At 26.7% G+C, this 14,785-nt stretch carries 11 protein-coding genes; 1 reads left to right on the forward strand and 10 read right to left on the reverse strand.

Annotated features, from left to right (window positions below; genetic code table 11):
• The first annotated feature begins 281 nt into the window (after nt 1-281).
• Nucleotides 282-755, forward strand: a complete 474-nt coding sequence (bcp, locus tag B2P65_RS17175) for a thioredoxin-dependent thiol peroxidase (protein WP_346880628.1) — start codon at nt 282-284, stop codon at nt 753-755.
• A 117-nt stretch (nt 756-872) separates the two neighbouring features.
• Here bcp and B2P65_RS17180 read toward each other — a convergent pair whose 3' ends face one another.
• From B2P65_RS17180 to B2P65_RS17225, 10 genes are all read right to left on the reverse strand, one after another.
• Complete coding sequence (locus B2P65_RS17180) at nt 873-3,740, reverse strand: VWA domain-containing protein (RefSeq protein ID WP_346880629.1); 2,868 nt, start codon at nt 3,738-3,740, stop codon at nt 873-875.
• Between the two features lie 59 nt (nt 3,741-3,799).
• Nucleotides 3,800-5,587 (reverse strand): VWA domain-containing protein, encoded by a 1,788-nt coding sequence (locus B2P65_RS17185; protein WP_346880630.1) that lies wholly within the window; start codon nt 5,585-5,587, stop codon nt 3,800-3,802.
• A gap of 11 nt (nt 5,588-5,598) precedes the next feature.
• On the reverse strand, nt 5,599-6,480 hold the full coding sequence (locus B2P65_RS17190; RefSeq protein WP_346849288.1) for a DUF58 domain-containing protein: 882 nt from the start codon (nt 6,478-6,480) through the stop codon (nt 5,599-5,601).
• 1 nt (nt 6,481) lies between these two features.
• Nucleotides 6,482-7,465: a MoxR family ATPase gene (locus B2P65_RS17195; RefSeq protein WP_346849287.1), complete on the reverse strand. Its 984-nt coding sequence runs from the start codon at nt 7,463-7,465 to the stop codon at nt 6,482-6,484.
• A 14-nt stretch (nt 7,466-7,479) separates the two neighbouring features.
• The gene (locus B2P65_RS17200) at nt 7,480-9,021 is read right to left on the reverse strand and encodes a pectinesterase (RefSeq protein WP_346880631.1); all 1,542 of its coding nucleotides are present in this window, start codon (nt 9,019-9,021) and stop codon (nt 7,480-7,482) included.
• Nucleotides 9,018-9,887 (reverse strand): ABC transporter permease, encoded by an 870-nt coding sequence (locus tag B2P65_RS17205; RefSeq protein ID WP_035135537.1) that lies wholly within the window; start codon nt 9,885-9,887, stop codon nt 9,018-9,020. The genes B2P65_RS17200 and B2P65_RS17205 overlap by 4 nt, the downstream gene beginning before the upstream one ends.
• Nucleotides 9,888-9,899: 12 nt before the next feature.
• A complete protein-coding gene (locus B2P65_RS17210; RefSeq protein WP_346849284.1) occupies nt 9,900-10,826 on the reverse strand; it encodes an ABC transporter ATP-binding protein in 927 nt (308 codons plus the stop codon).
• Nucleotides 10,827-13,211 carry a hypothetical protein gene (locus B2P65_RS17215; RefSeq protein WP_346880632.1) on the reverse strand — a complete coding sequence of 795 codons (2,385 nt, stop codon included), beginning with the start codon at nt 13,209-13,211 and terminating at the stop codon, nt 10,827-10,829.
• Between the two features lie 284 nt (nt 13,212-13,495).
• Nucleotides 13,496-14,221, reverse strand: coding sequence for a viral A-type inclusion protein (locus tag B2P65_RS17220; RefSeq protein ID WP_346849282.1), 726 nt, complete (start codon nt 14,219-14,221; stop codon nt 13,496-13,498).
• 13 nt (nt 14,222-14,234) lie between these two features.
• Nucleotides 14,235-14,588, reverse strand: coding sequence for a hypothetical protein (locus B2P65_RS17225; protein WP_346849281.1), 354 nt, complete (start codon nt 14,586-14,588; stop codon nt 14,235-14,237).
• Between the last annotated feature and the right edge of the window lie 197 nt (nt 14,589-14,785).

A 14,785-nucleotide genomic window follows, 5' to 3' on the forward strand; every position in this document is an offset into this window, starting at 1 on the left:
TCAGCGACAAGACTTATCTTATCATGATCTTAAATAGATTCAATTTCATTATTTACCTGTTAGCTAGATAATATTCATATATTCCTATATTTTTCACCAACATACTTCTATTTTCTTGTACTGATACACCAGGACAAGTATCCTTATATATGTTTACTATATATGTATATTAATCCTTTTTTCTAGACTTTTTGTATATTTTAATCCCTATTAATGTTATAATATTAATAATAGATATTAGTTAATTATTAGTATTAACTTTCTTTAGGAGGATGATAATAATGAATGATACATTACAATTAAAAAAAGCTCCAAACTTTTCTTTAATAGGTAGTGATAACAATACTCACTCAATTGGTGACTTCTTAGGCAAAAATATAGTATTATACTTTTATCCAAAAGATAATACCCAAGGTTGTACAAATGAAGCTATAAACTTTAGAGATAGCAAAGAATTATTAGATGAATTAGATACAGTAATTATTGGAATTAGTAAAGACACTGTTAAATCTCATGAAAGGTTTATTGAGAAACAAGAACTTAACTTTCTTTTGTTAGCTGATGAAGATAAATCTGTTTGTCAATTATATGATGTTCTAAAAGAAAAGAATATGTATGGTAAAAAGACTATTGGAATAGAAAGAAGTACTTTCATAATAAATAAAGATGGCTACATAGTTAAAGAATTTAGAAAAGTTAAAGTTCCAGGCCATGTAGATACAGTAATTAACTTCATTAAAGAAAATTTAGTATAGATATATCATTTAAAACATATTCTTAACAAAACATCTAACTATTTATATATAATTAAAATGAGCAACCCTTTCACTTACAATAAAAGGGTTGCTCATTTTTAATTTAAACATATATTTTTAATCTTCATTTCTTTCACGCTTCTTTTTTAATAACTCACCTGTGTTAAGCCCCCCATTTTGATTTTTGGATTTATCCCTATTAAATCTATCTTTACATATGCTTATACGCTTTATATTAGTTTTTTCCTGTTTTATATCTAGCTTTTTTTCCTCTAGATCTGTTTTTATGATTTCTTTTTTAAATATATTTTTTTCTTCTTTATTTTTCTTAATTAAACTACCTATCTTTTCTGCTTTTATAGTATTATTTTCTTCTTTGTATTGTTCTATTTTACTTGCATATATCTTTTCTTTAATGTTATAAAAGAGCTTCTTATTTATATACCTCTTTAAACCTAACCTTCTATAAGTTATATCAAATAAAAACAATAACATAGCTGTTATTAATAATAAATTAGTTATATTTCTTTTAGTATGGCCTTTATTACTCTTTATCTCATATATATCCTCTACAGAATTTATAATTTTTCCTTCAGTATCTTCTACTAAAGCTAATAAACTATTAGATTGTTCTTGAAATTTATATTCGGGAGAATATTGATATGCAAACCCTCCTAATTGACTAGCTATAATCTTACCTTGTAACTCTTCAGTAATGTTAAAACTATAGAATCCCAATTCACTCATAGGTACATTTCCTTGATATTTACCAGGTGATACTTGTTTTAATTCAAATTTTGACGTAGTGTTTCCTTCAAAGGTATACGCTCCTTTAACCTTCTTATTATCCTCATGATTGTTAGTCTCATATTGTACTTTTGCAATACTTCCTTCCTGTGTAATACTTAACTCTCCACTATTATCATAATCAATCATTGTCCATGATATTATATTACTAAAAAGTTGTGGTGTTTTTTCAAACGCTAATAAATCTTTACTCCATTGACCATTTACATCTGAGGTAAAAGCTACTACTCTACCAATACCATATTGCCATGCTGCTAAAACCGGTTCATCCATATGAGAAGTCATTATATCTATAGCTGTATTTTTTATAGAAGTACCCACATAACCAAAAAGATGTGGAAATTTCCCTTCATCTATAACATTATTCAAAATATCATGATGAGCAGATACTTTAGGAGTAAATTCTTCATTTATTAAGTATTCCCCAGTAGATATTAATATTTCATTTGCAAATATTCTTGGTACATCTGTATATATATCACTATGATAGTACCTCCCCCCAGCATTATTACTAAGCCATTCTAACAATTGATTATTACTATCAGTACCTATAGACACTGTAGATAAAGTCATTTTATCCTTCTTAATATCATTTATTAAAGCTTTATATTCATTTTCTCCCATACCATCTTGTCCATCTGTTAATAGTATTATATGTTTTATTTTTGCACTACTTTCTTTTTGCTTGTTATAAGCTTCATTTAGCGCTGAATATATAGACGTTCCACCTTCAGCTATAATACTATTAATTTTATCAGAAACCGTATCTTTGTTAGATAGCTTTTGCATAGGTACTGCCCAGCTATATTCTGTATTAAAAGTTACTACACCTATATTATCAGTTTCTCTTAAATTATCTAGGGATCTAATTGCAGCCTCTTTTGCTAAGCTAATTTTACTAAAACTGCCTTGATCTGAAGACAGCATACTAGAAGATCTATCTAATACCAACGTTAAAGATATCTCCGGAATTTCATTTTTACCTTTTTTATCAGAGCTAACAGGAAGTATCTCTTCAAAAACCGAATTCTTATATCCTCCTAAAGCATAAGAATTATCTCCCCCTGTAGTTATAATTGCACCACCATAATCTTTCACATAACTTTCCACATTATCTAAAAAACCCTTAGGTAAATCGTCTACATGGGTATTGCAAAGAAATATTCCCTTATATTCTATAAGTTCATTTATAGATCTAGGTGCAGTACTAGGATTTATCATAGTATAACTACTACCTATGGTCTTTAGATTTTCTTCAAGTCCCTTTCCTTCATCAATTTTTCCTTGTATTACCAAAATCTCTGGTTTTGAAACTATATTAGTATATGTTGTATATTCATTATTATATGAGATTCCATCATTTTCTGGCTCTATAACTACTTTATATGGTTTAAACCCACCTTTATGTTGAATATCTTTAAATAAAAATGTATTATCGCCCTTTTCTATATCAATTTCTTTTTCACTTTTTTTTTCTCTTCCTGAATATACTGATATCCTTGATTTTGTCTTAATATTAGATTTAATATTTACAGTTACAGAAAATTCTTCTCCTATAGCTACTTTGTCAAGTATATCTATATCTTCTATATATACATCTTCTACTTGTTCACTATCTACTTTATATACTTGAAAATCAATCTGATTATCCTTAAAATAAGTTGACGTTTCTAATATATCACCTTGATTTTCTTTTCCATCTGTAATTAAAACTACTCTCTTATAGTCACTATCTTTAAACATGCTTAAAGAAAATTTTATTGCTTCTTCTATATTAGTAGTATTACCAATTGGAGAAGTTTGAATATCATTAAAGCTTTTAGAGTAGGTAAGGAACTGTTCTATTTCTTGATTTTCACCAAAAGTAACTATTCCTATTTTATTATTTGATGGTGAAGCTTCTATAGCACTTTTTACAAATTCCTTTATTTCACCTTTATAATTACTCATACTATGAGATAAATCCAATAAAAATATGGTTGATGATTCCTTTGTCTTAATACTTATACTTATGTTACACATAGCAAGCATAAGTATTGTTATAATAATAAACCTATTTATATTAATAAAACTAATACCTTTGTCTTTTAATTTAATCTTTTTAGATATCAAGTACATTACCATGAGAATTATTGGTATTAAAAATAACAAATATACTTTTTCAATTTCAAAGTTCACTCCAGTCCCCCCTTTCTAATGATTATATAGCTATAAAAAATTAATTTTTAATATATACTTTAATATCCCTTTTTATACAAAACCCATTCCACAATAATAAAAAGCATAATTAAACTTATTATATAAGGTGTTATATTTAACATTCCTTTAATGCTACCCTTGTTATTTGATCTAGCTTCTAAATCTTCTATAGTATCTTCCATTATATTTCCTTCCTCAATAGATGGAAAATTAATAGAGAACATTTCATTAAAACTATGATTATTATCTTCTATAGCATAAACTCCAAGCTCTAAATTTTCCTTTAATATACTATCATTCTCTATAGTATGCACTCTTCCACTGGGAGTAGTTAAAATTAATTCATCATATACTGAACTTCCATTTATTTTTATATCCTCTCCACCAATATAATTACTATTAACTATATTTCTATCTATAAGCTCTTCACATATATAATCAATAAGCATAGGAAACTCTGCTTTAAGTGGCAAATCAGTATCATGAAAATCAAAATTTACTACAGCAATTTTCTGATTATTATGTTTCCCGAGAAATAATACAGATTTATCTCCTATATTTATTAAAGACTTTGCCCATGACGGCATTTCAGTCTTCTTTATTTTAGATGCTATAAAAGTCATATTCTGAAGGTATTTAGGTATATCTTCACTAACTACCACAGCTTCTCCACCAGCTTGTTCACCTAATACACCAAATAAATTATTTTCTGTTGGATTAACTATTAAAATATTACCATCCTGAGGCATATATTCACCTAACATGCCATCAAAAATATATAAATTATATCTATCCTTTTCAGATATATTACTTATATCATTAGTTTTTATTACATCTGCCTTACTAACTACAGACAATGCTTTCTCCAAAAAAACATTTTTATTACTTACAAACAATACTTTTTTATCATCATTATTCTTCATTACATGATAAAATGTATTATCTTCTAATATGGCATCCTTTCCTGATATTTCACCTTTTAAGTAATCTATATCAGTATCTTTTATATTAAAATTAAGTGTAATCTCTTCTCCTTTTTTTAATTTTATGGAGGTAGCTTCTAGTAATTCCTTTTCCCCATAAAGATAAAAATCTCCACTATAATCATCATTTCCTCTATTTGTTATGGTTGATATTATTGATACCTTTCCATCTTCTATTTTATGAGCAATATTATCTATAGATATATTAGATTTGTTTTTATCTAAATAAACTATTCTTCCATTTATATCTCCTATGTCTAATTCTTCATCAGTTATAAATAACACCTCATAATTTTTTAGCTCTTTAGTCATTGATTCAACTAATTTTATAGAACCATTTAAATCCCCTGGACTAAGACTTTTAGTTATGCTGTCAATTTTATCTTTAACTAAGTCCTTATTTTTTGATGCTGTAACTAATACCTCCACATCCTTATTTGCTGTAATAACAGATATCTTTGTACTATTTGCAGCAGATTCTATATATTCTTTAGCTATAGCTTTTCCTCTATCGATACAGTTTTCCTCCTTATTTATACCTAACATACTAGCTGAGTTGTCTATTACTATTATTAAATCAGTATATTCCTTACCAAAAAATCTTATAAATGGATTCATAAGAGCTAATATAATTAATAATGCAATCAATATTTGGAGGAATAACATAATATTTTTCTTTAATTTTTCAAAAGGACTATTAACTTCTAGTGTTTTATATATTTCTTGCCAAAATATTAATGATGATACTGAGAGATCCTCAGATTTTTCCTTTAAAATATATAATAAAATTAAAAAGGGTATGGTTACTAAAAAAAATAATGGCCATATATTCAAAAAGCTCATAAATTTCCTCCTTACCCTAAAAGTTTATGATTAAATAAATCTGTTAAAATTATTTTTTCTATATCCTCTTCCGAATTTACCTTTATAAAAGCTCCACCATACTTTTTAACTATGTTTTTTAACATATCCTCATGTTCTTTTATCCTAGATTTATATAATTTTAATATCTTTGGTGTTATTGATACTTTAGCTTCCTCCTTAGTTTCCATATCTATAATATTCTTAGTTCCCATAATCTCAGGATTTCTTTCTTCTTCGCATAATATTTGTATAAATACAACCTGTTGTTTTTTATAAGTAAGATACTTCACTATTTCTTCTATTTCTTCTTCTCCATTAGAAATTAAAAAATCCGATATTAGAATAGACATACCTATATTAGTAAATCTATTTTTTAATATAGTTGATTTCAGGTTTGTTTTACCACTAAACTCTAAGCTTTCTAAGCCATCTATAATCTTAATAAAAGATTCTTTTCCCCTTGACTTGTTAAATAGTTCAGTTCCCCCTTCTTTTAACACACCAATTCTTACCCTATCAAGATTATTAATAGCAATATAGCTTAAGGATGCTGCTATTTTTAAGGCCATATTCCCTTTATTAAATTGTCCAAAATCCATAGATTTGCTACAATCTATAAATATACTAAAGTTACCTTCTCTTTCTTCCATGAAAAGTTTTACAAATAATTTTTCAAATCTTCCATAAGCATTCCAATCTACCCTCCTAAAATCGTCCCCATGAACATACTCTCTAAAATCTGAGAACTCTACTGAAGTTCCTCTAGCTTTAGATTTCCGCCCTCCTTGAGTTCCTTTGGATAACTTAAGATTTAATTTTATACTAATATTATTTAGTTTTTTAAAAAATTCTTTATCAAATTTCCTGTTCATTTTATATAACCTTCAAACTTTTAATAACTTCTTTAATAACCATATCAGTAGTTATACCTTCTGATACAGCTTCAAAATTAAGGAATATTCTATGTCTCAACACTGCATATGCAATATCATTTATATCTTCAAAGGCCACATTAAGTCTACCCTTTAAAATAGCTTCTACCTTAGAACCATTAAAAAGACCTTGAGCTCCCCTTGGACTTGCTCCTACTTCTACATACTTTTTTACAAAATCATTAGAATATTCACTTTCAGGATGAGTTGCTAATATGAGTTTTAGCGCGTATTCTTTAACTGCCTCTGCCATAGGTACTTCTCTTACAATAGACCTCATAGCCAATATATCTTCACCTGTGAGTATATCTTTCAAATCTACATTGTTATTAGTAACAGTAATATCCATAATGTCCTTTAACTCATTTAAGGATGGAAAATCGACTTTTAACTTAAATAAAAATCTATCCATCTGAGCTTCTGGAAGAGGATAAGTTCCCTCCATCTCTATTGGATTTTGTGTAGCTAAAACCATAAATGGATTAGGTAAATTATATGTGGTTCTTCCTACGGTAACAGTTTTTTCTTGCATGGCTTCTAAAAGAGCTGATTGAGTCTTAGGAGTAGCTCTATTGATTTCATCTGCTAAAACTAAATTGGCAAATATAGGGCCTTGTTCAAATTTAAATTTAGTTTCTTCTTTATCTTTAACAATAAGGTTTGTTCCAACTGCATCAGCAGGCATAAGATCCGGTGTAAATTGAATTCTAGAAAAACTTAGCTTTAAGACCTTAGAAATAGTTTTAACTAGTTGGGTTTTTCCAAGTCCTGGTACCCCTTCTAGAAGTATATTTCCTCCACATAAAATTCCTATTAAAACCTTTCTTATTACATCCTTTTGACCTATGATACCCTTAGATATTTCAATTTCACACTTATTTATTTTCTCTACAGTATCTTCTATTAATTGTTTATTTATCTCCATTTTCCACCTCATTCTTATTTTAATTCTTCAAAGTATTTTTTTATTAAATCTTGCAGCGACTTTGGTATTGATTTATTTTTAAGTCCTACTATCTCACTATTAGAATATTCATGAATAATTTTTTCATAGTCTATAGAATCTCCAGCTATGTTTACTCCATTCTCTGTAGTGATACTTTGAGAATTTCCGCCTTCTGATATATTTCCTTTTAAATTTTCATCAGCACCTGTACCTCTATTAGGAAGAAATACTTTTTCACCACTGTTAAGCTTTCCTTCTCCATTTTCTTTATTTCCAGTATCCCATCCACTTCCATTTCCTGAACCACTACCATTTCCCATTCTATTACCTATACCATTGCCGTTACCATTCCCTTGGCCATTCGTTCCATTTCCACTTTGATTATTTTGTGCTCCAGTACCATTTTTATTATCTCCATTATCAGCATTGATGGAATCCTTATTTAAACTTATCAAAGCATTTTGTAACTTACTAAGATCTATATTCCCACTACTAATGGATGCTGCTGCAGAGGATAATGCACCTTTTAAATTTTCATCTGCTATATTAGCAGATATATTCTCAAGATTATTTGAAATTTCTTCTTTATCTTCATCTTTCAAATTCTTTAAATCTTCCCCTAATTTATCTAAAGCTTCTTTAATTTTATCTCCATCCTGAGAATTTATAGCTTCACTAAGCTCTTTCATTTTGTCAATTTTAGATAACTCCTTAGCTATTTTATTTAAAATAGCTAATTTTTCACTTGTTTGTTCTTTGTTTAAATTTAATTTTTTCAAAATATTCTGTATTTTTTTTTTACTATCCACACTATCTAAGTTTTTCTCTATATTATCTAGTTTTTTCTCCAGCTTATTTAAAGCTTTTTCTGTATCTAATTTACTTTTACTCTTCTTTATTTCATCTATAGACTTATCTAATTCCTTTACTATATCTAACTTATCATCCTCTAATAACTCCTCACTACCCTTAGTGTCTTTTTTCTCATCCTTTATTTTTTCTATTACTTCTTTATTAAACTTCTTCATCTTTCTAATCTCTCTAGCTTGGTTTTTAGCAGTAGTCGGAATACATAAAATTATAATCAAAACTGTTAAAATAGCTATTAAACTATATAAATTCTTTCTTTTTATGTGAAAAGGAGTAATTTTTGAAATCTTAATTTCTCTTATTACCTCTATGGTATCTTCCTTCTGTGCATTTGATATGTTGTCATCCTTATTTATTAATTCTAATGAAGTAATTAATCTCTCATTAAGCCCCTTAGAATCTAGCTTAAGAGCTACCTTTTTATTATCTGGTCTAAGCTTATACAAATATACAAATATATAAATACTAATAGATATAGCGAATATAATAAAGCATATTTCAAATAAATTGTATATGGGTATAAATAACCCTAATATACTTGCCATAGAGGAAATACTTAATGCCACTATTAGTGACACTAGTAAATTCTCTATAAATACATTTAGCCTTATTCTTTTTCCACCTTTCTTTATAAACTTTGAAATTTGTTTATCTATATTGTTCATCTTCTCACCTTAATAATTGATTTTCTTACTGGATTTAATCTCCATGCTGAAAGTAATATTAGCAATAATGTTACTATTCCTTGATTTATTAAAGATATAACAAATATTTTATTTAAATTCATATAGTTTATTAAATCAGGAGCAAAGTATAAAATTCCATTTTGTTTAATTAGAATATATATAAACTCAATAGTTGGATTAATATACAACCAAAATGGTAGATTTATTGTAAATGTTGATATTGTATTATTAGATAATGCATCATAATAATCTCTACTAATCACAACAAAACCTATTATAATAGTTCCAATTACAATAAATAAAACCGTTAATATACTTGCCACCGTTGAAGATTTTGAACTCTTAAATACAGTAGACATAAATATCCCTATAGATCCCACATATATAGTTGTGCTTATAAAAAATAGTGTTAATATAATTAATTCTTTAAAACTAGTACCTCCAACTAAGAAGTTTATAGCATATATTGGCATAGTGCTAATAATTAATAAAGCAACTTTTGTTACAGTTGACATTAATTTTCCTAAAACTATTTTCATAGGTGACAGATTAGTTGAAAGTAAAATATCTAATGTCTGCCTTTCTCTTTCTCCTGTGATTGATGTAGCTGTAAGTACTGGTACTATAAACATCAATAATACCGCTTGCCCACAAGCTAAAGCAAAACTTAGTATTGTAAATTTACTTAAATCTATTCCCATACCATATTTATCACTATTTATAATAAAATAAGCCCACATAGCTACTATTGAAAGTATCCCTACATATAACATAACCATTAAATTAAATCTGAAGGTTCTAACTCCTACCTTGCTTTCATTCTTCAATATAGGATTAATTTTCATAATTCTTTCCCCCTACTTCGATTCCTTTTCAGTAATCTTTATGAATACATCCTCTAAATTTTCACTTACTTGAGTAAAAGAAACAATAGGTATATCCTTTAATACCAAAGCCTTAATAGTATTAGATATTTCTATTTCTCCTCCATTGAAAAAAACTGTAAGTTCTTTTGAATTTTCCTTTATATTTGTTATATATGGAAGTTCACTAAGTATAACCTTTGATTCCTTAACTTTATCTCTTACTATTATTTTTAATGGATTATTACTACTCATTCTGCTTAGTAAGTTATTTATACCACCGGAGTATATCAAATTACCTTCTTCTATAATTCCAACTGATGTACAAATTTCATTCATTTCAGAGAGTATGTGAGAACTTATGATAACTGTCTTATCCATGTCTTTGAGATTTTTCAAAATACCCTTCATCTCAAATCTAGATCTAGGATCCATTCCTGAAGCTGGTTCGTCAAGAATTAACAGCTCTGGATTATGAACTAAACTTCTTGCAAGGCAAAGTCTTTGTTTCATCCCTCTAGATAATCCGTCTACATAGGCATGTTTTTTTTCTTCTAAGTTAACTAATTCTAGTAAATCCATTATCAAATCTTTTGATTCTTTTCCTACAATCCCATAAATAGATGCATAAAACTCCATATACTCTATAACTTTTAGGTTCTCATAAGATCCAAAGAAATCAGGCATATATCCGATTTTTTCTTTTAACTTTTTATTATCCTTTAAAGCATCTATCCCATCTACATATATTTCTCCACCGTCAGCCGGTAATAGTCCAGCAATGATTTTCATAGTTGTACTTTTCCCTGCTCCATTAGGACCAATAAATCCAAATATATCCCCTTTTTTTAGATGCATATCTAATCCATTAACCGCTTTATATTTACCATAAAACTTTTCAAGATTTATTATAGTTAACATCTACTTCACCTTACCCTTCACAGAAATATCCGGAATTCTAGTCCACTCTTCATTATTACCATGAATTTTAATTTTAATATTTCCATCTAAGATGTAGTCTTCTATGTTAGTTAAGCTTAACTCATCATCAAAATTTAATACTTCATAATCTTTAATCTTGTAATTGTAAATTTTATACTCACCCTTCATTTTGGAACTACCTTGAGAGTAATTCTTTTGAAAATTAATACTTTCTATAACTACATCTTCTTCTTGTAATTGATAACTAAGTATTAATTCCAAGTTTCCACTTATTGTTCTTTCATTAGGGTCATAATGTCCATCTACATTACTTTGTTCCATTATATATGGTACAAAATAACCATATGGATATTCTATAGTGCCATCTTCTGACTTATAACTTATATTTATATCATTTATGAATATAGTATCATTTTTATTCAAAGGGGCTTTACCATTTACTTTTAAATCATATTCTACTTCCTTTTCTGTAACCGCAATTAGTTTAGAAGTATTTTTATTATTATCATGCATAGAGTTATTATATAAATAATCCAATAACTCACAAGTTCTTAACTCATACTTTTTATTATCTTTATTTTTATTACCATTATTATAATTATCATCTCTAATTTTATTAGTTATTTCCCACATATTTAATGCTGAAGTAAATTTATCACTATCCTCTACAGATATCTTTTCACCATTAGCTAAACTTCCCAAATCCCATATTTTATATGGAGTAATAACCACTAACTTTTTAATATCACACCCTAAATTATTGGTAATATATCCCGTTAGCTTACCACTATAAAATTTCAATTCCTGCTCCAATGGTTCAAAGGTAGTATTAAAATTACTAACCTGAAAAACTTCCGGACTAAATGAAGACACTTCACCAAAATTATAGTATGTCTTATCCCCTTCTTTTATCATATTTAATCTCATAGTTGCATTTTCATTGCTATTATAATTATTATTATATCTATAATAGTCATTGGTATTTTCTATGAGATTTAGATTTATATCTTCTGGTTCTTCTATTACTACTTTTCTACTTTTGGCTGTTAATACCCCTAGATAACTCTCGATCTTTGTCTGTCCATCTAAATCTACTGATACAATATTTACTTTATTCGCTATAATGTCTTGTACCCTTGAATTACTGCCTATAAAATATATAAGAACTGTAAACCCAATAGATATTATCGGTATTAATAACCATACATAATCTCTTTTATTTAGCCTCTTCAATACAATATAGATTAGTACGCCTATAATTAATATATATATTATAAAAAGTATTATCATAAGCTGAAAAGATGGCAGACCTATATCCTTAACTGTACTTAATAATGAATTTAAATTCCAAAATCCTTCTCGACCATTGTCAATTTTATTATTAAAATCTGATGTTATTTCTCCCCATACTAAATTATTTTCACTTGATTTTGAAATCTTTTCTGTAGCTAAATCCCAGGGAAATACAATAACCTGTCCATTTTTCTTAATAATCTTGCTTATAAAATTATTATCCTCAAACAAGCTCATAGAATCTTCGATATTCATTTTCACTGCTAATACATTTACATTACCTTCTCCAATACTCATGTCCCGTGATATGGCTTCAGAAAAAGTACCATTTATAATTTTATTATTAATACCACCTATAACCTTTTTATAATTCTCTCCCGTACCAACTACTAAAATTCCTCCATTAGATACCCATTGATTTAAATTAGTTATATTATCCTCTGTTAATTTTAACGTATCATAATTATTTATAATTATCATATCAATAACATCTAAAAACTTAGAATTTTTCTCTATAACTTCTTCTGATATACTAACTGGAATTAACTTTTTATTCCTCATATCAGGATTATTATTCATATTGACATTAATATTAGATATATAATTTAAACCATTAAAATCATCAGTCAATACACCTACTAATATATCTCCATCATTTAATCTTCCTTTATTAACATTGATTGTTTCTTCATGTATAACTTCATTATTATCTGTAATTAACCTTACTTTAAACTTATTCACAATATTTATGTTGTACCACAAGCTCTTAGTTGTATTTTCAGCAATATTTATATTTTCAGTATTTAAATCATATTTATTTGTATCTGGAACCAATGTTTCAATTTGTATCTTCCCCTGAAACTCCACCCCATTGTTTGTAATCACTAAATTGATAGGAGTTTTACTATTAATTTTATATCTTCCATCTACCCCATAAGAAGCCTTTAAATTTATGTTATATTTATTATCTATTGCACTTGCTATATTGAAATTTAAAATATTATATATAAAAATTATACTTAATATAGTCAGTATGAACCTGGATTTTATTAATTTGTTTTTTAAAATCATTAATTTACCCCCTAATTAATCTAAAAACATCTATTATTTATGTCTAATCTATAAATATATTTAGTTTAAATTGAATATATTTATTTTTTTTATTTTTATTTACTACATGTTTAATTTTAGCATAGTTTAATTAGTAAATTTATTACAAATACATTACAATTTATTTATATATTGCTTACAATTTATTTACGAAATAATTTTGTAAAAATCTATATAAAATATATATTTATAAAAAAATGTAGATAAGTTTTATTTGTATAACCTATCTACATTTATATTTATATTTATTCTTTTTGTAATTCTTCTTCAGATTTTTTCTCTTCATTTTCATTGTTTTCTAATTTATCAATTTCATTCTTAATTTTATCCTTCATCCTATTAGCATTTTTATTTATATTTCCTATCTCATTGGATATCTTAGATTCTATATTCAATATACCTTTACTTAAGCTAGTTAATTTTTTATTATTATACGAATTAGAATTTTCATTGGGCTTAATATATCCTGATTCAACTTTTAATCTATTTTTTATCTCTTTTAGTCTACTTATATATTCAGTAGAATGACTTATCTCTATTAGTTCATTTAAACTAGCAGATATTATAACTCCATCCTTTACTTCATCCTCAGTTACTTTATTCTTTTCTGCTTCTACTTTTTTTGCTTCAAGTTCCTCTTTTTTCTTGTCTATTTCTTTTTGCTTCTCATTCATTAATAATTGTTGTATTTGAGCCTCTACTTCCTGGATTTTACTATTTATTTCTTCCATCTTATACTTTTTTTCTTCTGGACTCATCTGCTTTTCTCTTAAAGCTTCCTTTTGGTGCAATAATTCTTGCTTTATCTTTTCAAAATTATTAAGTAGCTCATTTTGATTATTTTTATTATTGAATTTTAAACTTTTACCTTCTTTGTTTTCTTCATCCACTTTAATATTTTTAAACAATGAACTTGTTTTGTTAATATTATTATTTTGTGATATGTTTATTCCCATTGCATTTATTTTCATTTTCTTTATCTCCTTATTTATTTATAATGGTATTTAAAATTTCTTCTTCTTTATCTATATACTCTCTAATCTCTGGATTATTTAATAACTTTTCTCTTACAACTTCAGTTATTATTCTATTTTCATTCATTAAATCAATTAGACTTTCGGCCACTATAATATCTCCTTCTGGCTCATTATCTTTGTCTACTTTTTTTATATTATCTTTAGTTGGTTGCTTTTTAAATTTATTTAATTGTTCCTTAAAGTTTTTATTCTTGTTATTATTTAAATCATCATTAATTCTATTTGATTTATTAAGCTTTTTAACTTTCCTATTTTCATAAATTGTAAGTTTTTCAGTATCAAGATATGTTCTGTCTACCATAATACTCTCACTCCTATCAAACTCCATTACTTAATTATCGTATTCTTATATTTTATATTAATAGAATAATTATCCAAAATCCTAAAATAAATAAAATTTAATTGATTTATACTATAGCTTATATTAGTTATAAAAAACCAATAAAAAAAGAACCTAGATTATAAAATCTAGATTCTTGGTGGCTCGAGCAGGAATCG

The organism is Clostridium sp. UBA3061 (genome assembly GCF_002367465.1).
GTDB lineage: Bacteria > Bacillota > Clostridia > Clostridiales > Clostridiaceae > Clostridium_J > Clostridium_J sulfidigenes.

Coding starts and splice junctions, on each gene's coding strand:
- bcp (WP_346880628.1), top strand. CDS start 282: ATGAATGATACATTACAATTAAAAAAAGCTCCAAACTTTTCTTTAATA.
- B2P65_RS17185 (WP_346880630.1), bottom strand. CDS start 5,587: ATGAGCTTTTTGAATATATGGCCATTATTTTTTTTAGTAACCATACCC.
- B2P65_RS17190 (WP_346849288.1), bottom strand. CDS start 6,480: ATGAACAGGAAATTTGATAAAGAATTTTTTAAAAAACTAAATAATATT.
- B2P65_RS17195 (WP_346849287.1), bottom strand. CDS start 7,465: ATGGAGATAAATAAACAATTAATAGAAGATACTGTAGAGAAAATAAAT.
- B2P65_RS17200 (WP_346880631.1), bottom strand. CDS start 9,021: ATGAACAATATAGATAAACAAATTTCAAAGTTTATAAAGAAAGGTGGA.
- B2P65_RS17205 (WP_035135537.1), bottom strand. CDS start 9,887: ATGAAAATTAATCCTATATTGAAGAATGAAAGCAAGGTAGGAGTTAGA.
- B2P65_RS17210 (WP_346849284.1), bottom strand. CDS start 10,826: ATGTTAACTATAATAAATCTTGAAAAGTTTTATGGTAAATATAAAGCG.
- B2P65_RS17215 (WP_346880632.1), bottom strand. CDS start 13,211: ATGATTTTAAAAAACAAATTAATAAAATCCAGGTTCATACTGACTATA.
- B2P65_RS17220 (WP_346849282.1), bottom strand. CDS start 14,221: ATGAAAATAAATGCAATGGGAATAAACATATCACAAAATAATAATATT.
- B2P65_RS17225 (WP_346849281.1), bottom strand. CDS start 14,588: ATGGTAGACAGAACATATCTTGATACTGAAAAACTTACAATTTATGAA.